This window comes from Haladaptatus pallidirubidus (assembly GCF_020700235.1).
In the GTDB taxonomy this organism is placed as follows: domain Archaea; phylum Halobacteriota; class Halobacteria; order Halobacteriales; family Haladaptataceae; genus Haladaptatus; species Haladaptatus pallidirubidus.
Genome location: NZ_CP085302.1, coordinates 233413 through 255685, shown reverse-complemented (window position 1 = coordinate 255685; position 22273 = coordinate 233413). Strand labels below are relative to the sequence as shown.

Genomic DNA, 22273 nt, shown 5'->3' with positions numbered 1-22273 from the left:
CACGTCGACGAAGATACGGCGAAAAGAGTACCCAGTTCAGGCCAGATCTAATTTCTTGGCGACCCAGTGATCTCGGGCAGCCATTACTAGCGCTTTTTCGTCCTCGAAGTCGGTCGTTTGGGCGACGAACTCGTCCCATGCCCTATGGGGGATCGTTTCGAGTTCGTCGGCGGAATCGGCATCACTGGGACTTGCTGCGACTAATTCGTCGAACAATTCGAACTCGGTGTGGGTCTGTACGAACGCGGCGTCGAAAAGTTCGGTGATGGGAATCTCTTCATCGTGATCGTACACATCGTCAGCGCCTGGGAGGTCGTCATGCTGCTCAACGGCCGCTTCGATGTCCGTTTCTGGCACCATGATCTCATTCGATGTCGCGACCTTGTAAATCCACCCCCTTCCCGGTCGTCAGGACTGTGACGAGGCGAGGGTATCCGAAGAGCAGATACATTTCCCTAATCGCACTTTCTCGTTTGTCGGATGCAATACCGGTCTCGTTCTCGGTTACTTTTCGCGACGTACTACGGTAGTTTGGGGATTCTCATCGGTACGAGAGTGAACGTCATCTTGTCGGAAATCGTCGAATTGACTGTCAATCACGATTTGAACCGCCGACTGAGATTCACGTAATGTTCATGAGTCCGATATATTTGTTCCAACTGATCTTCAGTAAGCGGCTTCGTTTCTGCGGGTGTCCCATACGCCATGTGTCCCTCAGGGATGACTTGATCCTGCAAAACGACGGTGTTCGCAGCGACGATGCAGTTGGATTCCACAATCGCCCCGCGAAGAATGGCGCTTTGCATCCCTACGAGCGCATGGTTCTGAACCGTCGCGAAATCAATGACCGCATCGTGACCAACCGTGACCTCGTCTCCCAACTCCGCTCCGTGGAGCATCGTGAACTCTTGGACGTTCGTCTCTTTTCCGACGTGGACGGGAGCACGGTCACCGCGTAAGCAGACGAAGGGCCAGAGGCTAGCTCGGTCGGCGACAAATACCTCGCCGACGAGGTAGGCCATCTTCGAAACGAACGCGCTCTCGGCAATCGTCGGGGTCATCCCCTCGAATTCCTCTTGCATGGTCGTCCAAATGACTATCCAGCGACCTAACTTCACCGACTGTCTACATTTCACTGAAACCACCATCACGGTCGCGGTTCAATCGAAGGAAGTGGTCGCGAAAGCGGATATCGTGGCATAGGCGGCACAGCGCGAGACAGCGGTGGAGTGGAACAAAAACGCTGCCGGACAGACCCTCGAGTTTCTCCAGGATGATAGTCCGATCCCCAAGACGAAAAAATGGCTTGCGGCGAAGACTCCTGACTAGTGGGTGCCTGCGGATGAGAGGCTCGACACGGCCCCTACGGATTGCGATCCGGACCGCCGATCGCGAGCGGTGCCAAGTACTGATGGACGGTCGAGTCCTCGATCACTTGTCGAGGGAAATCACGGACGGACTTCGACGCGCTCGTACTGCGTCCGGAAGGCGAAGAACAGGCCGTGCCGCCCGGGAATTCGATCGCGCTCACCCCGTTTCGAATGGAGACGTTCGGGGCTGATTCGCCAACGGGTCCCGTTCGTATCGACGATTTCGTCAACGTCGCGCTCGACGGGTGTTGGTGGGGACTCGTAAACCGCGATATCACCGACGACATCGCCGAGAACCACGACGTCGCAACCGGCTATTTCGTCCATGAGAACACCGTCGTCGGGAATTGCGTCGAGGGGATAGACATGGACGGCGGCTCCGTCGTCCACGGTCACACCGTACACCGACTCCTTTTCGGGCAGTTCGCCATCGTCGGTTTGCACTCCGGGTTGGATGGCGTCGGGGTCGTTCCAGTAGTGACGGAAGAATCCGACGTTGCCCTCGTAGTGTCGATAGTCGTAGTCGTACCCCGTGTCGAGTGACAGCGCAAGCGAGTCAGGGTAGGAGTCGCGCCATGCCTCCCATGTCGTCTGCGTGACCGGTTTAAAATCGAGTTCTGTACCGTCGGCGAGGAACTCGCCAGCGATTGCCGTTCCGCGGTGCTGGCTCCAGAGGCTCTCGGTCTCCTCGTCGAACATGACCTTGTTGCCGCTGAGTAGCATCCCTGTGCTACCGAATGTAAGCGTTCGATCGCCGACGCGGCGGTCGTAACAGATCGGTGCATTGCAAAGCGTACAGTACGTCAGCGTCAACGGAACGCCTTCCACGGTTGCGTTCAGCATCTCGTGTGGGAATAGAATCCATCGAGGCACGGCATATGTGGTTCCGGCAACCTCAAATCCGAAGACGACGTCGTCCGGATCGAGGTACCCTCCAGAGTCGGACTCGTCTGCGGCCGCCGCCTCGCTGGGGACGAACTTTGGTTCGTTACACGCCGCGAGGAACGACTGGTCGCAGTTCCCCCAGCGAATATCCTGTAGGTCGAACGCTCGGGGTGTCGCGTCCAAGAGGCGACCCACCGGCGGAAGGAACGAACGGTAGAGCCGAAGCTTCCACTCGTCGAACCCCGTGAGCGGTTCAATATCCTGCTGAGAATACCAGGTCTCCCACTCCACCCATGCGTACTGCGAATCGAAATTTGGGTCTGCGATCGACTGAAGCGCCTCGCGGACGCCGGGCCAGCACGCCTCCGGAAGTTCGAGGTAGCGAGGCGGCGAGCGGTCGCGCAGCACTTCTGGAAAGCCGAATGCTGACCAGTTACTTCCGATTTCGTGGATCACCAACACCTCGACGAGGTGCGGGACGACGCGTGAATCGCCGACCTCAGCCAATTCGGAGAGCGCCGATTTATGCGCGTCGGCATCCCGAACCAACAGCTGGTCGATTAGTTCTCGAAGTCGATCCTCGTCTGTCGCGGTCGAATTCGAAGCCATGCGCTATGTTGCGCCGGGAGTCGGCTTAAACTTGTGTTCGTACGGGGGTGTTTTGCTGGTTCGCTGCAGGTGATCCGAGTAATCGGACGGACTTCACTCGTCCAGTACCGCGGAACGTATTGATCGAGCGTCTCCAGCGTTCCTTCCATTCGATTCGCGGTTCGCTCCACAACCGAAAGCCCCTCTCTCGTCCTGAGTTCGCTGAGCGTGGTGAAGTCGGATTTGAGTTGGCCAATGCGCGCTGCGAAATCTCGGACACTTCGGTCGGAAAAACGACCTTTCCTCCGTGATCAACGGCCTACCTCTACCCCGTTCGTTTGTTTCTGCTACCCAAGCGAACCTCAGTCGAGGCAAAATCAGTCGAATCGACGCCGATACGGTGCGATTGCTTGTATCGCACTCCTATGCTAACCCATCCTAAGGATTCAATATCACCTAACAAGACTGAGCTATCATGGCACAATAGAACGTTTCGCCATTCAGTATCGAAACCGACTGGAACCACCTCTACATCGACGGGAATCGCCGTCCGGCGAGTGGCGGCGACTCCATCGCGGTGGAAAATTCCGCGACCCGGGGGGAGATTGCAACGGTACCGGCTGGGAACCCGGACGACGTGAACGAGGCGTTCGAAGCCGCCGTCGCCGCCCACTCTCGTTGGGCGGCGACGGCGCCGCAAGCACGCGCCGAAGTTATCCAGAAAGCGATGCATCTCATCGGCGAACATGAGGAGGAACTCGGCGATATACTCGTTCGAGAGGGTGGCAGCACCCAGATGAAGGCGCACATCGAACTAGATATGCTCTCCCCGGGAATGATGGCGGAAGCGGCAAGCTTTCCAACCCGCGCGCAGGGTACGATGGCCAACTCCACCATCCCGGGTCGGGACAATGAGGTACATCGCAACCCCGTCGGTGTTGTCGGAATCATTACGCCGTGGAACGTACCATTCCACCTCTCGATGCGCGCCGTGGCACCCGTGATCGCGCTCGGCAACGCGGTGGTACTGAAACCCGCGCCAGAGACGCCGATCGGTGGGGGATTGGCCATCGCACGCCTGTTCGAAGAGGCCGGCCTCCAGCCGGGCGTCCTCAACGTTGTCCCCGGCCACGGCCAAGACGCCGGCGACGCGGTTGCGTCGCACCCGAATGCCGATGTCGTCTCGTTCACTGGTTCGTCCGAAGTCGGCAAACTAGTCGCTCAGAACGCGGGAGAGAACCTCGCGCTGCCGGCGCTCGAACTCGGCGGCAACAACCCGTACGTCGTCCTCGAGGACGCCGACTTCGATCTGGCCGTCGACGCCGCGGTCTTCGGTTCGTTCTTCCACCAGGGGCAGATCTGCATCTCCATCAACCGCCACCTCGTCCACGATTCGCTGTACGACGAGTACGTTGAGCGACTGGCCGAGCGAGCCGAAGAACTCACCGTAGGCGACCCGGCGGAAGGGAGCGACGTCGGTCCAATCATCAACGAGTCTCAGCGCGATGCGATGGTCGAGTACGTGGAAGCGAGTGTCGAAGCAGGTGCGGATGTCGTTGCCGGGGGCAATCACGAAGATCTCTTCGTCGAGCCGACCGTGTTGGCCAACGTCACGAACGACATGGCCGTCTCCTGCAACGAGCACTTCGGCCCCATCGCGCCGGTCATTCCCTTCACGGACGACGACGAGGCGATCGAACTCGCCAACGATACCGAATATGGCCTCACTGCGTCAGTGCTCTCGACCGACCTCGCCTGGGCAAAAGCTGTCGCAGACCAAATCGAGGCTGGGATGGTTCACATCAATGACCAGCCCATCAACGACGAACCGCATGTCCCGTTCGGCGGCGTGAAGAGTTCGGGGCTCGGTCGATACAACGGCGAAGCTATCCTCCGCGAGTTCACCGAAGAACGGTGGGTTTCGGTGCAGCGCGAGCGCCGAGAGTACCCCATCTGACGGAAACCACCCTTTCTCGTGGATCCTACTTATAGCAATCGTGGAGTAATAAGCCAATGAGTGGTTAGAAAATTTAACGCTCTTCGAACACACTACGGCCTGCATCGCTTTCCTCTATCATCCCTTTGTTCGACCGGTTCCACCAGACACCGTTTCGACAGCTCTCCGTAAAATGTTGCATGATAATATATAACATTTTTCTATGTCCGTGGCGATATCCGACCATGTTCAGTCAGAAGCCGTGGCAGACCTCCGACCAGCGAACATGGAACCGAGACGAAAATCGAGAGGAGGCGAAGACGATACACGACGTCGACACGACGGACTTCGAGTGGGTTCCCGCGTTACGATTCCTGTTCGCTTTCGGTCTCGGAGTGGTCTTCTTCCTCGTACCCGTCACGTGGGAGGGACAGATTACTGTCCCATTCGACATCGCCGCCGGGTTGATTACCGATACCTTCCCCACCCTTACCAGCGTCGCCGGTCTCATGCTAGTTACAGCCGGCGGCATCTTGTCGACCGTCGCGGAACTACGGAATCGAGGCGTTATCTCGCTGGACGACCGTTTCGCCGAACGAATCGATCTCCAGTACTGGAAGACGACGCCGCTTTTCTTGTTCCTCCGAATATTCGGGGTTTTCTTCGCAGCGCTCCTGTTCTTCGAACTCGGTCCGGCCGTCCTGCACGCCGACCTCGTCGGCGGTCTCGTGTGGGGGACGATCGTCCTGAGTATCGTCGTCATCATCCCGCTCGGGGCAGTGTTCGTAAACCTGCTCGTCGAACTTGGGGGGCTGGAGTTCATCGGGACGCTGGCCCGTCCCTTCATGCGCCCGCTGTTCCGACTCCCCGGCCGCGCGGCGCTCGACTCTCTCGCATCCTGGATCGGCGCGTTCACAGTTGGTTATTACGTGACGTACAACGTCTTCCACCGCGGCGGCTATCACAAACGTGATGTGTTCATTATCGCAACCTGCTTCGCGCCGGTGAGTATCGGATTCGTCGGAGTCATCGTCTCGACGGTCGGTCTCCTCCAGATATTCCCGCTCATCCTCCTTTCGTGGGCCGTCGCCGTGATCCTCTGCGGAATCGTCCTCGTCCGCGTTCCGCCACTCAACAACATTCCCGATGAGTACATCGTCGAACCGTCGCCGGAAGACTCCTTCACCGGCTCTCCGACCGACTACGTCCGATTCGCCATCAGACAGGCGTTGGATGAGGCGGAGGACGAAGGCATCGGTTCGACGGCGATAATAGGACTGATAGACGGACTGAAAGTTACGGCGATCACCCTCGGCACCGTCGTCGCGATCAGCACCGTTACGCTCCTCCTCGTCGCCCAGACCGACGTGTTTCAACTCATTTCGGCGCCGCTTTCTCCCGTCATCGCCGCCTTCGGGATTCCGAATTCGAACCTGGTCGCGTCAGCAATACTCATCAGTGGCATCGAGCAGGTCTCCGCGGCGGCGGTTGTTGCGGAGACGAGCGCGATAGCCCGGTTTTTCGTCACCATCGTAGCAATCTCACAGATAATCTTCTTCGCTGCATCAGCCCCGATGATGATGGACATGTTCAACGACATCCCCATCCGATTCCGCGATCTCATCGTCATATTCGCGCTCCGCACAGCGCTCTTGATCCCCATCGTCGCAGCGCTCGCACACGCTGCGAACTATCTCGATCTCCTTCCTTAGAGTAGAGTCGGAGTCTAATTATCCGCCTCGACTCAGTGCTCGAGAACTCTACGAATCCCTTCTTCGATACGAGGCGGATTGGGGAGGTAGTAGTCTTCCATCGAGAGTAGAGGGACGGGAATGTCGAAGCCAGTAACGCGTTCGACGGGCGCTTCCAGATAGTACAGCGCGTCGTCGTTGATGCGAGCGACGAGTTCTGAACCGAATCCGCCCGTCCGCGCCGCTTCGTGCACCACCAACGCTCGTCCCGTCCGCTTCACCGACTCGACGATCGTTTCGTGGTCGAGCGGTGAGACGGTACGGAGGTCGATCACCTCGGCGTCGACGCCGTGATTCTCTACGGCCGCCATCGTCGGTTCCATCATGGCTCCCCATGAGACGACAGTCAGTTCTGTTCCCTCGCGCCGGACGGCGGCCTCTCCAATCGGTACTTTGTAGGACTCTTCGGGGAGTTCCCCGTTGAACGACCGGTAGATGTGCTTCGGTTCTAGGAAGAGCACCGGATCGGGGTCGCGGATGGCCGCGATCAGGAGTCCCTTCGCGTCGTGCGGCGTGCTCGGGACGACCACCTTCAGTCCGGGGACGTGGCCGTACGCCCCCTCCAGGCTTTCAGAGTGGTGTTCGAGCGCTTTGACCCCTGCACCGTAGGGTGTCCGAACGACGAGCGGTGCGGTCCATTCGCCGCGCGTCCGCCAGCGAATTCGACTCGCCTGCGTGACGAGTTGGTCGAACGCCGGGGTGAGGAACCCCGAGAACTGGATCTCGGCCACGGGGCGATAGCCGTACATCGCGAGGCCGACCGCGCCGCCGACGATGGCGATCTCCGAGAGGGGCGTGTCGGTGACTCGCTCCTTGCCGAATCGATCTTTCAGCCCGTCGGTTGCCCGGAAGACGCCGCCGCTTTCGGCGACGTCCTCGCCGAAAACCACCACCTTGTCGTCCGTCGCCATCTCGGCGTGCAGCGCGTCGTTGATCGCTCCAACGATGGTTTCTTGCACGGCTACGTCACCCCTTTACCCTCTGTTGAATGTGATCGTACGCGTCCGGCCGCTCCTCGAGGAACACCTTGAATTCGACCAGTTGTCGCTGGAGGTACGGCGGTAGGTCGTCGTATAGATACTCGAATATCTCGTCTACGCTCCGCTCTTCGTACTCGTCTGCGGCTGCCAGTGCGTCGTCGAACTCCTCGTTGATCCCTTCGACGAGTGCCTCCCGGTCGATGTCGTTCCAAAGCCCTTCCGAGCGGAGGAACGACTCGTACCGTACAAGCGGATCGCGCTCCTGCCACTGCTTTACCTCCGATTCGTCGCGATACCGACCCGGGTCGTCGCTGGTCGTGTGGGCGTCGCGACGGTACGTCACCGACTCCACGAGCGTCGGATTCCCGGCGCAGGCAGCTTTGCGCGCTTCGGAGACGGCCTCGTACACGGCCAGCACGTCGTTTCCGTCGACGCGGATGCCATCGATTCCGTATCCGACGGCCCGTTGCGCTATCGAGCAGGCATTCGTCTGCTTCTCGAATGGGGTCGAGATGGCATACTGGTTGTTCTGACAGAAAAACACCGCCGGCGCGTCGAGGACGCCAGCGAAGTTCACTGCCTCGTGCACCGCGCCGGTACTGCTCGCTCCATCACCGAAGTACGCCGCCACGACGGAATCTGCGTCGGCGAGCTTCATTCCCCACGCGGCGCCAGTGACGAGCGGGAGGTGCGACCCGATAGAGATGGCTATCATCTGGTCGTGTTTGGCCATCTCCCGGTTCGCATCCTCAACACCGCGCCAGAACAATATCAAATCTCGCATCGGCAGCCCCTGGAGGAACATCGCACCAGCTTCGCGCCCCATCCCGAGGAGCCAGTCGCCGTCCGCGAGTGCGTACCCGGATCCGATGATGCTCGCCTCTTGCCCGCGGCCGGATCCGAAGGTTCCGATCTGGCCACGTCGCTGAAGTTTCACCATCCGTTCGTCGAACGTTCGCTCCAGGAGCATCCATCGGTAGAGCTCTTGGAACGCGTCATGGTCGAGGTTCGGAACCGCCCTGGCGTCGTACGAGCCGTCAGGAGCTAGAATCTGGAACAGTCCCACGTCGATATCGCCCTGCGAGACTCGCCCTCGTTTCGCTCCGGCCGATACTTCGAATCTACTGTCGTCATCCATGGCTTGTCGACCACCTTTGTTCGGGAATCAAGTGGCTAAGAGATAAATCCATCGGGAACACCCCTAAACTCGACACGCTCGCGCTCGGCGATTGTCCTGTACCGATCACCACGCTTCGCCGCCGAGACGCCGATTCGCCTTTCGAAGCAGAGACGAGCGGACGACGGCGGCGCATACCGCCAAGATTTATAACAGTGCTATACACACGGATAACTATGCGATTCGTTCGATTCGACGAGAACCGGCTAGGACTGCTGACCGACGACGGCACCGGAGTCGTTAACCTTACCGACAGGCTGGGACTCGATGCCCGCGACCCGCTCTTGGAGTACATTCACGGCGACTACGATGCGAGCGAGTATGCCGACGCAGATCCCGACTACGATCTGGAAGACATATCCGTCGAGGCTCCCGTAAAGCGGCCGGGGAAGGTCATCGCTGCCCCTCTCAACTATGAAAACCACATCGAGGAGGCTATCGCCGACAAGGACATCACGACGGAGGAGTGGTTCTCTATCGAGGATAAGGGATATTTCTTGAAAGCACCCTCCAGCGTCGTCGGTCCCGACCACGGCGTCGAACTCCCGTTCTCAGATCGACGCGTGGATCACGAGATTGAATTGGCGTTCGTGATGGGATCGGACGTCAAGGATGTGGACGCCGACGAAGTCTGGGACGAGATCTTTGGATACACCATCCTGCTCGACATCTCGGTTCGCGGCGATCAAGACCGCTCCAACCGGAAGTCCTACGACACGTTCACGGTCGTCGGACCGTGTGTTGTGACACCAGACGAGGTCGGCGACCCGCAGAACCTCGACATGAAACTCCAACTCAACGGCGAAACCAAACAGCGGGATAGCACCAGCGACATGGTGTATACATGTGCCGACGTCGTGCAGTACGCCTCACTCGGAACCACCATCGAAGCCGGAGACGTCATCACAACTGGGACACCCGAGGGTGTGAGCGCCCTGTCGGACGGCGACACCATCGACGCTGAGATCGAGAACGTTGGCTCCATGACCGTCGACGTAACGGCGCGCGACGTTCACTTCGAGGACGTGAACGTTCAGAAGGGCGGTCAGCACTGACGGCGTCGCTCGTCGGGGATCGTTCGGGATCAGATTCGCGCTCCGTTCGCGTCTCTGCACTCGGAAGGTAGGCTTATACGACAGAACCCACATACTACTATCAATCGATGTCGCTCCTCGAAATCGATGCAATCGACGTCGCGTACGGAAACATACAGGTACTCTGGGACGTGAGCCTCTCCGTCGAGGAAGGTGAGACGGTCGCCTTACTCGGTGCGAACGGCGCCGGCAAAACAACAGTGTTGAAGACCATCTGCGGTGACCGCTCGCCATTGGCCGGCGAAGTGCGGTTCGAAGGCGAGCCGATCGGCCACCTTGACCAGGAGGTGGTCGTTCCGGAAGGGGTCGCCCATGTCCCGGAGGGCCGAGAGATTTTCAACGATAGTACCGTCGAAGAGAACCTTAAACTCGGCGCCTACGTCAATCGGGACGGATTGGCAGAGCGACGGGAACGAATCTACGATATTTTCCCGCGGCTCGAAGAACGTTCGAATCAACGTGCTGGAACCCTATCCGGCGGTGAACAGCAGATGCTCGCTATTGGCCGCGGACTAATGAGCGATCCGAAGCTGCTTTTACTCGACGAAGCGAGCCTGGGTCTCGCGCCGGTTCTCGTGGATGACGTGTTCGATGCCATCGAACGCATTAACGACGAGGGAACAACCGTGCTGTTGGTCGAACAAGACCTCTACAATGCGCTCCGCGTTGCGGATAGAGGATACGTCCTCGAATCGGGTCGTATCTCTTTGTCCGGAACTGCAGAGGAACTCGCCACTGACGAACGCGTCGAAGCATCGTACCTCGGTGCTTGATTGAAAATTGACACTCGTACGGTAGGTGGTCGAAACTCGGTGGGGTCGAAATGAACCTCGGACGGTTATTGCTCCTCGGAATGTCCTGCCGTCGGCTGATCGGAACTGAGTGAAGTCGCCTCGTCCGACTTTTCGAGGAATCGCTTGCGGATAACCCCGTAGAGGCCGTTCGGGAGGAAGATTATAATCAGGATGATTAGGAACCCCTCCACGCTGGTCGCGAGTCCGCCGACGAGCGGGGTCAGAGCATTGTCGAGCCCTAGGAACAGAAAAGCACCAAAGATAGGACCCGCCATCGACCCCATCCCACCAAGGATGACGATCACTAACGTATCGATCGTCCAGACGACACCGAGTGTGGTTTCGGGGTTAACGTACAGCGTGTACTGTGCGTAGAGGGCCCCAGTGAGCCCGGCGAAGAACGATGATACCACGAACGCATACATTTTGTATTTAAGTGGGTTGACCCCGAGGCTACTCGCTGCCGATTCGTCGCTGTGGATCGCCTTCATTGCGAGTCCGGGGGAACTCCGGGTGATCTGGTACGTGACCGCCACCGTTAGGACGGTTGCGAATAATGCAACGATAAACATCACCTCGGGAAGAACATCGCTATCGATGTAGTAGCCGGTCGACCCACCGGTGAACTGGCGCTGGTCGAGCATGAGGAGCTGTATAATGGCGGCGAGTGCAAGCGTTCCGATTGCGAAGTAGTGGCCGCGTAACCGGAACATGATCGGTCCGATGACGAGCGCGATGATCGCCGCCGCAAGCCCACCGACGGGTAGCGAGACCAGAATCGGCATCTCGAGGCTCGTGGGAAGGCCCGCTCTTGCGGGTGTCGTCACCCAGGCCGAGACAAACGCACCCATACCGAAGAACGCCGCATGGCCCAGCGAGATCTGTCCTGCGTAGCCGGCGAGGAGATTCCACGAAACGCCGAGCATGACGAACACCAGCCCGGTGAACGCGATCTCGGTGATGGATGCGTTCGTGACGAATGGCACGACAGCGAGCAGCAACACAACGAGTACGCTCACCGCAAGTATTCGTCGATAGCCGAACTTCGGTTCGTCGGAACGGCGTTCCGGGGCGTTCATGTGTCACCCCCGCCCGAGCCGAACAACCCTTGGGGCCGCAAGAGTAGCACCGCAAGGAAGATAGAGAAACTGATGACGTCCCGATAGCCGCCGCCGAGGTAGAGCGCGCCGAGGTTTTCCGAGATGCCTAGTATAAGGCCTCCTACAAGTGTCCCGATGACACTCCCAACGCCACCGAGGACGACGACCGCGAACGCTTTCAGCAGGTACGACCAGCCGACGTACGGATCGATGGGGAACAGCATCGAGAGCAGTGCCCCAGCTGCACCCGCGAGTGCCGTCCCGATTCCCAGCGTAACGATGTAGATGCGATTCGTGTCGATGCCCATGTACTTTGCAGCGGTACGGTTCTGTGCGGTGGCTCGAATTGCCGCTCCTGTTGTGGAGTATCGAAGGAAGATCCACGTCCCGAAGATGAGAATCAGCGCAATGACGAAGGTCACTGTCCTCGGAAACGAGAGGAACACGGAGCCGATCTCTAAGCCGCTCCCGGGAATCCCGAGATTCGTTGATTGGGAATCACCGCCGAGGAAATACTGCCCAAGGTTCTGCAACATGAGGGCCAGTCCGAACAGCACGATGATTGGCTGTTCGAGTCCCTTATCGACGACGTGCTCGAGCAGAACTTTTTGGAGTGCCATCCCAAGGACGAACATAAGTCCGATCGCGACGACCATACCGACGAGTGGGGTGATACCGACCGCCGTAAACAGAACGATTGCGACGTAACCGCCGATCATGAGCATGTGTCCGTGAGCGAGATTCACGATATCCATGATACCAAATACGAGCGACAGACCGAGGGCTGCAACGGCGTAGATTCCTCCAAGGAGGAGACCGTTGACGAACGTCTGTAGTATTAATTCATTTGTCGGCATAGTTTGGAGTTAGGGATGTTGTGGACATGATTAGAGAGCGAGTTCATCTCTGGTTCCAGGCCGGAATCGGTCGCTTGAAGTCGATCGCTCGCTCCGAATCCGCTTTCGGGTACGCCAAGCGTTGGCCGCCCTTCCACCACTGCCCCGTCGGCGCAGTGAGTTCACCCTCTGTCGGCAGGCCGTTCTTCTCGAAGCTGAAATTGCCGATAACCGTCTTGAACGTCTCCTGCCGTAGCGCTCTCTGGATGTCCTTCGGGGAGGTCGAACTGGCGGCTTGAACGGCCTGAGAGGCCACTTGGGCGACGTTGTACGAACCGCCGACGGCGACGGGGATAAGTTCGTTCTCGCCGAGGTTGTGCGCATCGCTGTACGAATTCCACAGTTCCTCGTTGCCGTTACCCGTCAATCCTGGCACCCAGCCGGGACACATTAGTGCGTAGGCTCCGTCTTTTCCGAGAGATGACCACCAGGCAGACGGATCCGCGCCACGAACGAATTTCAGGACTTTCGGTGACCATCCATTATCTCGCATCTGTTTGACGGCTGTGATACCACCTGGAGGCGTCGGGACGGAGAGCAGGATCTCAACCCCGTTACTCTTTGATTGGGAGATTAACGTCGAGAAGTCCTTGGCCCCGATCTCGAACTTATTCCGCAGAACGACCTCGTAGCCTTCCTCGGTAAGCGTCTCTTCCCAGGCATTGGACTGCTCGTTACCCCATCCCGAGTTCGGCTCCCAAATTCCGACTTTGGTCGGCCGTTCGTTCTCTGGGATGAGTCCGAGAATTCCCTTCGTTGACCGCGCTACGTCACGCGATTTCGGGAACGGGGAGAATGTCCACTCGTAACCTTCGTTGCGGTGCGGTTGCTCGTAGGCGAAGAACGCGCCGAGGAAAGGGACGTTCTGATTCTCGGCGTATGCGCTCCCGGCGGTCACGAGCAGGCTGGAGAAGCTTCCCCAGATCATAGTTACGTCATTGTTACTCGTGATTTGCTGGAGCTGCTTGCGAACCTCCACGGGGTCGCTTTTGTCATCTTTGAGGATGAGTTTGACTTCTTGATCCACCTGCTCGTTCATCTGCTTGACACCGAGGTTGTAGCCACGCTTGAGATCTTGACCGAGCGACGAGAATTGGCCGCTTTCGGGGATGGTGGCTGCGATGACGATCGAATCAGAGCCGCCCTGGCCGCCGCCACCGTTCCCGATACTTTCGAGGCACCCTGCGAGGCCACCGAATGTGACAGCCCCGGTAGCGGTGGTCGCTTTGATATAGCTCCGTCTACTCTGCCTGGTAGTGTCTGCCATGCTATGCTATTCCAATTCGAATAGTCGGTTATAAATGTATATGAATCTCTCGCGAAGGAACGACGAGTAATATGATCCGTGGAACCGCTCCAGTCAAGTCCTAAGTTACTCGCCGTGCAAACCCGTGAAATCAAAGAAGAGCAGTTTTCTCACAGCGGAGGTTGTCAGGACGGTTGGGCCTCGGCATAGAAGTTGAATGCCTCGAACACCGGACGGTCACTCATACCGAGGAGGATCGCCTCGTCGTCTGGTTCGTGGTGATGGATCTCGTCCGGCGGCACGACGAAGATATCCCACTTGCTCCACTCCAACGCCTCGTCGCCGACATGGGTCGCTCCTTCCCCTTCGATGACGAAGTACACTTCCGTCGAGTTGTGGAAGTGCGGATCCGTCGGCCCCTCGTTGAGCAACTGCGCGCGAAACGACATCGTCGGGAACAGCGGCTCCTTCCCCGTCGCCGGATTGACATAGGCGAGGCTGTACCCGTCGTGCGGGTCGGGGTCGTCGTTGTCCGCTCGCTGGCGGAGTGTCGCAAGCATCTCGTCCCAGCCGAAACGGTACGGCGGCGTCGCCTCGCGGATGCCCTCGAACGGCCCCGGGATTGAACCATTCGTCTTCTCATTCGCGGGACGGCCGCGACCGTACTGGGAGTCCCAGTACCCCTGGGTCTTCGTGACGGGTTGGCGTTCGAGTTCGTGGTTCTCGAAAGCCTGTCGCTTGTTCAGCGAGTCCAAGAAGAGCGGTAGATCGAGGACGTCAAGCCACGCGGCCGTCTCGTCGGAGTCGTTGACGTGGTCGTGCCACTCCCACTGGGGCGTCGTGATGAGGTCGTTGTCTTCCATCGGGAACTCCTCGCCGGCGACGACCGTCTTCATCTCCTCGTTGCCGTCGATGGCGAACCGAAGGGCGTTGGCCGAGTGCCGATGGGAGGGAGCGGTTTCTCCCGGCGAGACCGTCTGGACGCCGACGTAGATCGTGTTCGAGATCGCGTTCCCGATCGCAGTATTAATCGGAACGGCGACCCGCCGCTGGAAGCCTGGTGGCAGGTCGGCAATCGGGACGTCTTCCTCGATGCTATCGATGGCGGTCTGGATGTCCTGCCACTTCCAGATGTCGGCCTCGAGGTCGTCGTAGACGTTTCCGAAGTCGTCCTCCACCTCCCAGAGCGGGCGGAGACCGTGGTCTTCTAGGATGTTCTGTGTGTCGGAACTCAGCTCCAAGAGTTCCTCTGGTTCTTGCTGAGCCATAGTCAATGATTATCGCAGATTCACCATAAGTGTAGTGGACGCATCTACCGGTCGGGATACCCCATTCGCCTGCGAGTGTGACGGCCGGCAGGTCGAAAGTTGCCTTCCCGCAGAGCTACGTCTGTGCATCGAAAATTTCCCCGGAAGGGAAGACCGCCCGACAGTCTTCGCAGACCATCTGCCCCTGGATTGCATACTCCCAGAGCTTCCCGCCGCAGCTCAAGCAGTCAAAGTGCGCTTGGACGAACGGATTTTCCTCGGCGTAGATGTTGTCGAATTCGGCCATGTGATTCCATTACGGTGGAAGTACTAAAAGCGCATCGTCCGCGGCTGTGATTGTATCGGCCGTCCGACGTGGGGAGAACCCGAGTGGTCGAAGCGGCGGTCAGTCGTCGGTGTACGCATCCATCGCTTCACGGAGATCCTCGGGGAGTTCGATCGCGCCCTCACCGCCGGTGCGAGCGCAGACGCGCTGTTCGTACCCGGAGAACGCCACTTTGCCGCCGCAGCGTGCGACGTACTCGAACTTCACGCTCCGGTTCCCGAGCGTTGGCGTCAGTTCGATGGTGACGTCATCGCCGGCTTCGACAGGGTTCTCGAACTCGAAGTTCATCTCTACGAGCGGGAGGCCGAATCCGTACTCCTGAGATATCTCCCAGAACGGCCAGCCTATCGCTTCCATGAACATATCGGACGTCTCGTGGATGGCGTCAACGATGCGGGGGTAGTGGGCAATACCGAAGGGATCGGTGTCCGAAAATCGCACTGTCCAAGTTCGCTCGTACATGGTCATTCCTCCTGAAGAACGACGGCGGCGTCCAATGCTACGGCGCCGGTGTCGGTCGCCAGCACAGGATTGACGTCCACCTCCGCGATCGCTTTGTAGTCAACAACAAGATCCCCGACGCGCTTGATGACATCCGCGAGTGCCGATACATCGGCTGGCGGCCTTCCACGGTAGCCGTCGAGGATGCGTATTGCCTGTAGTTCTTCGATCGCCGACCGAGCTTCCGCTCGGTCGATCGGCGCGAGACGGTGACTGGTATCCGCAAACACTTCCGTAAAGACGCCACCGAGCCCTACCAGCACGACGGGACCAAACGACGGATCTCGCAGGGCGCCGACGATGACCTCGGTACTTGAATCCGTATCGTGCGCCGCTTCGACGAGGACATTCGCCTCGATTTCCGCCGCTGTCGCAGCATCGAGGATCGTTTGAGCGGCCTCGTGGACTGCGTCTCCGGTCTCCAGTCCGAGCGCTACGCCGACGCTGTCGGCCCACTCACTCTTGTGGACGATCGACGGAGCGGAGACTTTTACGACGACGGGATAGCCGATGGCTTCGGCAGACTCGACGGCCGCCTCTGCGTCTTCCGCGATGCGGAACGCAGGAGTCATTACGTCAGCGTTCGCGAGCAGCGACTTGCTTTCCGCCTCGGTCAGGATCGTCCGCCCGTCCGCCCGCGCCGTTGCGATGGGATCAGACATTCGCGTTCACCTCCGTTCGATCGGCGGCATCGGAGAGTACGGCGTACTCAGCGAGCAGGGCAGCAGCTTCCGCGCCGCGCTCGGGCGAGGTAAACACAGGGATGTTTGCCGCACGGAGCGATGCGAGGTCGTCTGTCATATCTTCCTCCATGCCGTCCGTGGCGAACAGAACCGGTTTGTCGACACCTTCGGCTAAGCCGTCGAGTTTGTTGAGCGGGAAGCCCAACGCCTCCTCGAATAGTTCATATACGAGGACGATATCGACCTGTTCGTCCTCCGCGACGGCGGACACGACCTCGCCAAACTCCGGCATGGGCCGCCCGGTGTCGACGGGATTTCCGGAGTACGTGATTCCGGGGAGGAGTTCTTCAAGACGCTCTTGGGTCGCCGCCGTCAGTTCTGGGAGGTTACCGCCAGCCCGCTGAATGCGGTCGGCAATGATGATTCCGGGGCCGGCTTGTGCCGTCACGACGCCGACGTTCAGTCCGGAAGGGGTGGGCGAACGTCCGAGTGCGACGCCCGCATCGATTAGTTCGCTCGTCGATTCGACCGTCAGGACGCCATACTGCTCGAATCCCGCCATGTACAGTTCGTGCTCCCCCGTAAGCGCTCCGGTGTGTGACTCGGCGAAGTCGCCGACATCGGTCTTTCCCACCTTGTAGGAGACCACCGGCGTCTCGGCGTCACGACACGTTTCGAGTAATCCACGACCGTCATCTGTGCCCTCGACGTGCAGAAGTATCGCGTCAGTTCGCTCATCCGCATCGAAGTACGAGACGACCTCCCGAAAATCGACGTTGGCACGATTTCCGAGCCCGACCATCGCCGACAACCCGTAGTTCTCGCGACGAGCCTGGAAGGCGAGAACGTGAGCGACGCCGCCACTTTGAGCGACGACCGCGACATTCCCTGCTCGTATCCGCTCGACGCCACTCGCGAACGAGGCAAACAGTTCCTCGCTCGGGACGACGAATCCGCTCGTATTCGGCCCGAGAAGCGATATATCGTGCTCAGTTGCGATCTCGACGACGCGTTCCTGGAGGCGTTCACCCTCCTCGCCGGCCTCGGCGAAGCCGCCGGCGTAGATGACGGCACCTCCGACGTTGGCTTCGCCACACTCTTCGAGTACGTCCGGAACAACAGGCCCGGGAACGCACAGCAAGGCGAGGTCGATGGTATCATCGACTTCCGTGACGGAGGCGACGAACGATTCGCCAAATACCATTCCCGACGAAGACGGATTGACGGGGTAGATGGAACCACTGAACGCAGTCACGTTCGCCATCGCCTCGTAGCCGATCTTTCCCTCGGTCTGTGAGGCCCCGATGACCGCAATACTGTCGGGGTTGAACAGTCTCTGGAGATTCACAGCTACCTCTATTCGGATGACCACCATATCGTTTTCCCCGATTCTCAGACGTAACGTTTCCATCTGCGACCTGAACTGATCGTTCTCGTCTGCCCCGATTCGGGAGTAAGTTTATGCGAATGGGTCGCCAATCGCCCACAGAATGGCGCTACTTGAAGGACAGGGACTCACGAAACGATTCGGTGGCGTCGTCGCCGTGGACGACGTGACATTCTCCGTCGAACGCGGCGAGTCCGTCGGACTCATCGGCCCGAACGGGGCCGGGAAGACAACGCTCTTTCGGCTACTCACTGGCATCCACGAACCGACGGAGGGTCGAGTCGTCTTCAACGGCGACGACATCACCGGAATGTCGCCCCACCGAATCTGTCACCGGGGTCTGGTCAAGACTCACCAGATCGTTCGACCGTTCGAGAATCTAACGCTGCTCGAGAACGCCACCGTCGGGGCGCAGTTCGGCGGTCGCGACCCCGACGATCCAGAGGAGCGCGCCTACAAGGCGCTAGAGTTTGTCAGACTTGCGGACGCAGCCCATGATCCACCCGACACCCTCAGCGTCGGTGCACTCAAACGCCTCGAGATCGCTCGCGTCCTCGCCACAGATCCCGACGTGCTCCTATTCGACGAGGTCGCGGGGGGACTCGATTCGGACGAGACCGAGGAGATTATCGACCTCATCTACGATATCAAAGCGCGAGGAAAGACCATCTTCCTCATCGACCATGTCATGCGCGCATTGATGACCGTTAGTGAACGTATCTTCGTGCTGGACAACGGTCGGCTCATCGCGGAGGATACCCCGGACAAGATCCAGAACAATGACCGCGTTATCGAGGCGTATCTCGGCGAGAGCGGGAACCGTGACGCCTCGAATCCAATTAGCGGCGACTGATAGTGTGTCACCCAACCAGTTCACTACGGCTTGCCGTTGAATTCGACGAACGTCGGTCGCGCACCGTCGAACAGGAACACGCGGTAGCGGGAGTTGCCACTCTGTCGAACGGTCACGTCCTACAATCCGGATTGGATCTCAGTTATCATATCCATCAGGTGTAGGAGCACTCCGACTAGAACTTTTTTCGACGGGTTCCGATCACATGGGTCGCTACTTTCAGAAAGATAATTGTGATTGGGTGCGAGATGATACGTAATCGGTTTCCACCATGGATCACTCGTCCACTCTCTCCGCACTCTCGATACCGGACATCGACCGGTCGTGGGTCTCACTTCCGGTAGGACTCGGTGTGTCCGTTGCCGTCCTTCTCTACGCGCCAGTTTCCGGCGACACGGCGGGGATGGTCGCCATCACCGTCCTCTGCGTCAGCCTCTGGATCGGATCTCCCGTCAAGCCCTGGTTCACTGGGCTCGTCTGTATCGGTCTCATCGGCGTTACGTTCTCGACGGAGGTTGCCCTTGTCGGCTTCCGGTCACCCGCCACTTGGCTTATCGTACTCGGCATCCTCATCGGGGAAGCGACGCGAACGAGCGGATTAGCGGACCTCATCGAACGGTGGGTGCTAAGGCGGATGCCGGCGGCCCGATTCGACAAGAATGTCGCCGCGTATCGATATCTGCTCGTTACACTGTCGTTCGCCAGTTTACTACTCACCGTCCTGATTCCATCGTCGGTTGTGCGCGTGCTCATCCTCGGCCCCGTCCTCATCTCCATCGGTGAACTGTTCGAGGAACGTCGGGCGAAAGTGGGCATCTTCTTGGGACCGCTTTTCGCCACCTTCTACGGATCGTCGGGCGTCCTCACGGGATCGCTCGCTAACATCATCATCACCGGTATAGTCGAGGCGAACGTGGGCGTCTCCATTAGCTGGACCGAATGGCTGCTGTGGATGGGGCCGATAATGGGCGTCGGTCGTACCGTTGCGATTATCGCCATCGCTTATTTCTTGTATCGACCGCGGAACTCGCGCTCGATCGCTCGACCTGCCGAGTCCGAAGACGCGTTTGAGATGACGTCCGACGAGAGACGGATGCTGGGATTTCTCCTTCTGGGCGTCGCCGTCTGGGCAACCGACTCCTTCCACGGCCTCCACCCGCTGTACGGCGCACTCCTCGTCGCACTCCTGACGTTTGCCCCCAAAATCGGCGTCGTCGAATCCGAGACGCTAGCAGAGGCCGACTTCTCCATCATTTTCTTTCTCGGGGCTATCTTCGCCATCGCCGAAGGGTTGCAACGAACGGCGTTCACCGACCTCGCGGCCAAGGCCATTCTATCGAATCTCTCAGGCGACGCGTCGCTCGTCGTCGTGCTGACGGTCGTCTCGATCGCATCGGTCGTCCTCGTCTTCATGATGGAAGGGCTCGCGGCGGCGAGCGTGCTGACTCCGATACTGACGGCGTTCACTTCCGGCGCTGGCATTCCCCTCCTCCCGGTCGTGATGGTCGAAGCCGTCGTCTTGAACAGCTACTTCTTCCCGTACCAATCGGCGGTTCTCATCGCCATCCTCGGACTCGATATGGCGGACTCTGGAGAAGTGATCCGGATGGCGGCGCTGGGATCGCTCCTCACGTTCGGCATCCTTCTCCCGATTCAAGCTGTCGCGTTTGCGCTCGTCTTCTGAAGCCGATAGCGTGCAGTCAGCCGAAGTGTTGCTCGATGACGCGCTCTCGCTGTATCGTTCCGGTATCGGATCGCGGCAGCGTCTCAGTGATGATAGCGTACTGACGCGGACGCTTGAAGTCGGCCAGCGACTCGTGATTCTTGCAGAACGCGTCAAGTTCGTCTTCATTGACGGGGACGTTGGTGACAACCACGGCGGTAACGATCTGTCCCCAGTGGTCGTCGTCTAGTCCGACAACGCAAACCTCCCGGACGTCGTCGTGAGAGCCCAACGCTCGTTCGACTTCGGTCGGGTAGATGTTCTCCCCACCGCTGATGACCATGTTGTCAACGCGGTCGACGATGTAGAGGAACCCGTCTTCGTCGATTCGGGCGACGTCGCGCGTCCTGAGCCAGTCGCCAAAATACGACCTCCGTTCGGCGCGTTTGTTATCGATGTATCCCTCTGACCGTCCGGAACCTCGTACGATGATTTCCCCCAACTCACCCGGCTTGACAGTTGCTGTTGGATCCGGATGCTCATCCAACGGTGCCGTCTCCACCACTCGTAGTTCCCAGACGAACGACCCCTTGCCGATTGTTCCTGGATGATCGTCCTGAACCGACGGATGAGCAAATGTCAAGTTCGGCCCGCCTTCCGTCATCCCGTACGTGTTGTAGACGTTTTCGGTAAGTAGCGCAGCAGTGCGCTCGATCAGCTCCTCGGTGACGACCGACCCACCAGTCCTAATATACGAAAGTGAATCGACGTCGTAGTCCAATTTGGCCTGGACATCGTTGAGTCCGTTTAATTGCGTTGGGACAGCGAGCAATCCCGTGATATCGTGTTTCTCGATCAGTTCGAGTGCCTCCGTTGGCTCGAAGCTCGAATGAAGAACGACCGTCGCTCCCGCGAGGAGGTGAGGGTAGAGCCACGCGTCGGATGTGACCATGTGGTACCAGGGTGTCGTCACGATTGCGATGTCGGTCATGTCGATGCCGTGTTCCATGACGACCTGGGTTGCTCCGAGCCACATCTGCTCTTGGTCGAAGCAGACCGCCTTTGGTTCGCTCGTTGTCCCGCTCGTGTAGAAGACGGCACACTCGTCACCGTCGGGTAACCCGTCCCGTAACTCCTCGGCCACTCCCGAGAGCACCGCCTCGTACGATTCGACAGCGTCATGAGAGATATTCCGCTTCCCGGCGTGAATGGCTACCTCGAATTCACCCTGCTCAAGCATCTCGAGTCCAATATCCGCGTTGGCATCGTCGAAGACCAAGCCTGCCGCGTCTGCTGTCTCCGCCATCGAAATCAGTTCGAGAGTACTCCCCCTAAAGGGTAGTTGTACGGTGGCTTCACCGCGCTTCTGCCCGGCGATCATCGATTCTACGGCGGGCAATCCGTTGACCGCAAGAACCGCACATTGCTCGGAGGGAATACGCTCGTCGAGAGCGTTTGCCAGCTGGGTGCTTCGCCGGTCGAATTCGTCATAAGTGAACTCCTCGCCGTCGTCAGTGACGATGGCCGTATCGTTAGCGTGCGTCCGAACAGTTCGTTCGAACGCCTCTAGGTATTTCATGGTATGAGACGATATGTTATAGCATGCCCATCTCTACTCTTAATGGTTACGGTCGTTTCGGTGACGGCAGTCTATTTCCACCGAACGTCACCATTCTGGGCCATTCTTATACAACCCGAGCAATCGGCAAATCGGTGACTCTATCTTCCCCATTCGCTACCTGGATTCTCGAACAATCACGATCAGATTTTTGTGCA

20 protein-coding genes are annotated in these 22273 nt (G+C 58.9%); 6 read left to right on the top strand and 14 right to left on the bottom strand.

The genetic code is table 11. The features are described 5' to 3' along the window. Positions 1-36: 36 nt before the first annotated feature. The 3 genes from LIX15_RS22075 to LIX15_RS22065 all read right to left on the bottom strand — a co-directional run bounded on the left by LIX15_RS22075 (position 37) and on the right by LIX15_RS22065 (position 2864). Positions 37-360 carry a hypothetical protein gene (locus LIX15_RS22075; RefSeq protein ID WP_227777498.1) on the bottom strand — a complete coding sequence of 108 codons (324 nt, stop codon included), beginning with the start codon at positions 358-360 and terminating at the stop codon, positions 37-39. 236 nt (positions 361-596) lie between these two features. Next, positions 597-1082: a gamma carbonic anhydrase family protein gene (locus LIX15_RS22070; protein ID WP_227777497.1), complete on the bottom strand. Its 486-nt coding sequence runs from the start codon at positions 1080-1082 to the stop codon at positions 597-599. Positions 1083-1448: 366 nt separating this feature from the next. Next, positions 1449-2864 (bottom strand): DUF3179 domain-containing (seleno)protein, encoded by a 1416-nt coding sequence (locus LIX15_RS22065; RefSeq protein WP_227777496.1) that lies wholly within the window; start codon positions 2862-2864, stop codon positions 1449-1451. Between the two features lie 484 nt (positions 2865-3348). Between LIX15_RS22065 and LIX15_RS22060 the strand changes: the two genes are divergently transcribed. Both LIX15_RS22060 and LIX15_RS22055 read left to right on the top strand, forming a co-directional pair. Further along, on the top strand, positions 3349-4800 hold the full coding sequence (locus tag LIX15_RS22060; protein ID WP_227777527.1) for an aldehyde dehydrogenase family protein: 1452 nt from the start codon (positions 3349-3351) through the stop codon (positions 4798-4800). Positions 4801-5024: 224 nt separating this feature from the next. Continuing rightward, on the top strand, positions 5025-6491 hold the full coding sequence (locus LIX15_RS22055) for a YjiH family protein (RefSeq protein ID WP_227777495.1): 1467 nt from the start codon (positions 5025-5027) through the stop codon (positions 6489-6491). Between the two features lie 32 nt (positions 6492-6523). On the opposite strand, the gene LIX15_RS22050 is transcribed toward LIX15_RS22055, so the two are convergent. Together LIX15_RS22050 and LIX15_RS22045 are read right to left on the bottom strand one after the other, a co-directional pair. Next, complete coding sequence (locus LIX15_RS22050) at positions 6524-7489, bottom strand: alpha-ketoacid dehydrogenase subunit beta (RefSeq protein ID WP_227777494.1); 966 nt, start codon at positions 7487-7489, stop codon at positions 6524-6526. Positions 7490-7496: 7 nt separating this feature from the next. Beyond that, positions 7497-8648, bottom strand: coding sequence for a thiamine pyrophosphate-dependent enzyme (locus LIX15_RS22045; protein ID WP_227777493.1), 1152 nt, complete (start codon positions 8646-8648; stop codon positions 7497-7499). Positions 8649-8863: 215 nt separating this feature from the next. Here LIX15_RS22045 and LIX15_RS22040 point away from each other — a divergent pair, with 215 nt between their 5' ends. Then, complete coding sequence (locus LIX15_RS22040; RefSeq protein ID WP_227777492.1) at positions 8864-9742, top strand: fumarylacetoacetate hydrolase family protein; 879 nt, start codon at positions 8864-8866, stop codon at positions 9740-9742. Between the two features lie 107 nt (positions 9743-9849). Continuing rightward, the gene (locus LIX15_RS22035) at positions 9850-10554 is read left to right on the top strand and encodes an ABC transporter ATP-binding protein (protein ID WP_227777491.1); all 705 of its coding nucleotides are present in this window, start codon (positions 9850-9852) and stop codon (positions 10552-10554) included. 65 nt (positions 10555-10619) lie between these two features. On the opposite strand, the gene LIX15_RS22030 is transcribed toward LIX15_RS22035, so the two are convergent. From LIX15_RS22030 to LIX15_RS21995, 8 genes are all read right to left on the bottom strand, one after another. Next, positions 10620-11654: a branched-chain amino acid ABC transporter permease gene (locus LIX15_RS22030; RefSeq protein WP_227777490.1), complete on the bottom strand. Its 1035-nt coding sequence runs from the start codon at positions 11652-11654 to the stop codon at positions 10620-10622. Beyond that, on the bottom strand, positions 11651-12532 hold the full coding sequence (locus LIX15_RS22025) for a branched-chain amino acid ABC transporter permease (protein WP_227777489.1): 882 nt from the start codon (positions 12530-12532) through the stop codon (positions 11651-11653). The genes LIX15_RS22030 and LIX15_RS22025 overlap by 4 nt, the downstream gene beginning before the upstream one ends. A gap of 43 nt (positions 12533-12575) precedes the next feature. Then, the gene (locus LIX15_RS22020) at positions 12576-13838 is read right to left on the bottom strand and encodes an ABC transporter substrate-binding protein (RefSeq protein WP_227777488.1); all 1263 of its coding nucleotides are present in this window, start codon (positions 13836-13838) and stop codon (positions 12576-12578) included. 164 nt (positions 13839-14002) lie between these two features. Further along, positions 14003-15085, bottom strand: coding sequence for a cupin domain-containing protein (locus LIX15_RS22015; RefSeq protein ID WP_227777487.1), 1083 nt, complete (start codon positions 15083-15085; stop codon positions 14003-14005). Between the two features lie 115 nt (positions 15086-15200). After that, complete coding sequence (locus tag LIX15_RS22010) at positions 15201-15371, bottom strand: hypothetical protein (RefSeq protein ID WP_227777486.1); 171 nt, start codon at positions 15369-15371, stop codon at positions 15201-15203. A gap of 99 nt (positions 15372-15470) precedes the next feature. Next, positions 15471-15878, bottom strand: coding sequence for an acyl-CoA thioesterase (locus LIX15_RS22005; protein ID WP_227777485.1), 408 nt, complete (start codon positions 15876-15878; stop codon positions 15471-15473). Further along, the gene (locus tag LIX15_RS22000; RefSeq protein WP_227777484.1) at positions 15875-16573 is read right to left on the bottom strand and encodes an acetate--CoA ligase family protein; all 699 of its coding nucleotides are present in this window, start codon (positions 16571-16573) and stop codon (positions 15875-15877) included. Before LIX15_RS22000 ends, LIX15_RS22005 begins: the two co-directional genes overlap by 4 nt. Next, on the bottom strand, positions 16566-17942 hold the full coding sequence (locus LIX15_RS21995) for an acetate--CoA ligase family protein (RefSeq protein ID WP_345412712.1): 1377 nt from the start codon (positions 17940-17942) through the stop codon (positions 16566-16568). Before LIX15_RS21995 ends, LIX15_RS22000 begins: the two co-directional genes overlap by 8 nt. Positions 17943-18084: 142 nt before the next feature. Here LIX15_RS21995 and LIX15_RS21990 point away from each other — a divergent pair, with 142 nt between their 5' ends. Beyond that, positions 18085-18834, top strand: a complete 750-nt coding sequence (locus LIX15_RS21990) for an ABC transporter ATP-binding protein (RefSeq protein WP_227777482.1) — start codon at positions 18085-18087, stop codon at positions 18832-18834. Between the two features lie 271 nt (positions 18835-19105). Then, complete coding sequence (locus LIX15_RS21985) at positions 19106-20518, top strand: SLC13 family permease (RefSeq protein ID WP_227777481.1); 1413 nt, start codon at positions 19106-19108, stop codon at positions 20516-20518. A gap of 16 nt (positions 20519-20534) precedes the next feature. Here LIX15_RS21985 and LIX15_RS21980 read toward each other — a convergent pair whose 3' ends face one another. Continuing rightward, the gene (locus tag LIX15_RS21980; protein ID WP_227777480.1) at positions 20535-22076 is read right to left on the bottom strand and encodes a class I adenylate-forming enzyme family protein; all 1542 of its coding nucleotides are present in this window, start codon (positions 22074-22076) and stop codon (positions 20535-20537) included. Positions 22077-22273 lie beyond the last annotated feature (197 nt).

What these genes read in the sequence shown, in the direction of transcription:
- LIX15_RS22075 (WP_227777498.1), bottom strand. Translation starts at nt 360, where the DNA reads ATGGTGCCAGAAACGGACATCGAAGCGGCCGTTGAGCAGCATGACGAC.
- LIX15_RS22070 (WP_227777497.1), bottom strand. Translation starts at nt 1,082, where the DNA reads ATGCAAGAGGAATTCGAGGGGATGACCCCGACGATTGCCGAGAGCGCG.
- LIX15_RS22065 (WP_227777496.1), bottom strand. Translation starts at nt 2,864, where the DNA reads ATGGCTTCGAATTCGACCGCGACAGACGAGGATCGACTTCGAGAACTA.
- LIX15_RS22055 (WP_227777495.1), top strand. Translation starts at nt 5,025, where the DNA reads ATGTTCAGTCAGAAGCCGTGGCAGACCTCCGACCAGCGAACATGGAAC.
- LIX15_RS22045 (WP_227777493.1), bottom strand. Translation starts at nt 8,648, where the DNA reads ATGGATGACGACAGTAGATTCGAAGTATCGGCCGGAGCGAAACGAGGG.
- LIX15_RS22040 (WP_227777492.1), top strand. Translation starts at nt 8,864, where the DNA reads ATGCGATTCGTTCGATTCGACGAGAACCGGCTAGGACTGCTGACCGAC.
- LIX15_RS22035 (WP_227777491.1), top strand. Translation starts at nt 9,850, where the DNA reads ATGTCGCTCCTCGAAATCGATGCAATCGACGTCGCGTACGGAAACATA.
- LIX15_RS22030 (WP_227777490.1), bottom strand. Translation starts at nt 11,654, where the DNA reads ATGAACGCCCCGGAACGCCGTTCCGACGAACCGAAGTTCGGCTATCGA.
- LIX15_RS22025 (WP_227777489.1), bottom strand. Translation starts at nt 12,532, where the DNA reads ATGCCGACAAATGAATTAATACTACAGACGTTCGTCAACGGTCTCCTC.
- LIX15_RS22020 (WP_227777488.1), bottom strand. Translation starts at nt 13,838, where the DNA reads ATGGCAGACACTACCAGGCAGAGTAGACGGAGCTATATCAAAGCGACC.
- LIX15_RS22015 (WP_227777487.1), bottom strand. Translation starts at nt 15,085, where the DNA reads ATGGCTCAGCAAGAACCAGAGGAACTCTTGGAGCTGAGTTCCGACACA.
- LIX15_RS22010 (WP_227777486.1), bottom strand. Translation starts at nt 15,371, where the DNA reads ATGGCCGAATTCGACAACATCTACGCCGAGGAAAATCCGTTCGTCCAA.
- LIX15_RS22005 (WP_227777485.1), bottom strand. Translation starts at nt 15,878, where the DNA reads ATGACCATGTACGAGCGAACTTGGACAGTGCGATTTTCGGACACCGAT.
- LIX15_RS22000 (WP_227777484.1), bottom strand. Translation starts at nt 16,573, where the DNA reads ATGTCTGATCCCATCGCAACGGCGCGGGCGGACGGGCGGACGATCCTG.
- LIX15_RS21990 (WP_227777482.1), top strand. Translation starts at nt 18,085, where the DNA reads ATGGCGCTACTTGAAGGACAGGGACTCACGAAACGATTCGGTGGCGTC.
- LIX15_RS21985 (WP_227777481.1), top strand. Translation starts at nt 19,106, where the DNA reads ATGGATCACTCGTCCACTCTCTCCGCACTCTCGATACCGGACATCGAC.
- LIX15_RS21980 (WP_227777480.1), bottom strand. Translation starts at nt 22,076, where the DNA reads ATGAAATACCTAGAGGCGTTCGAACGAACTGTTCGGACGCACGCTAAC.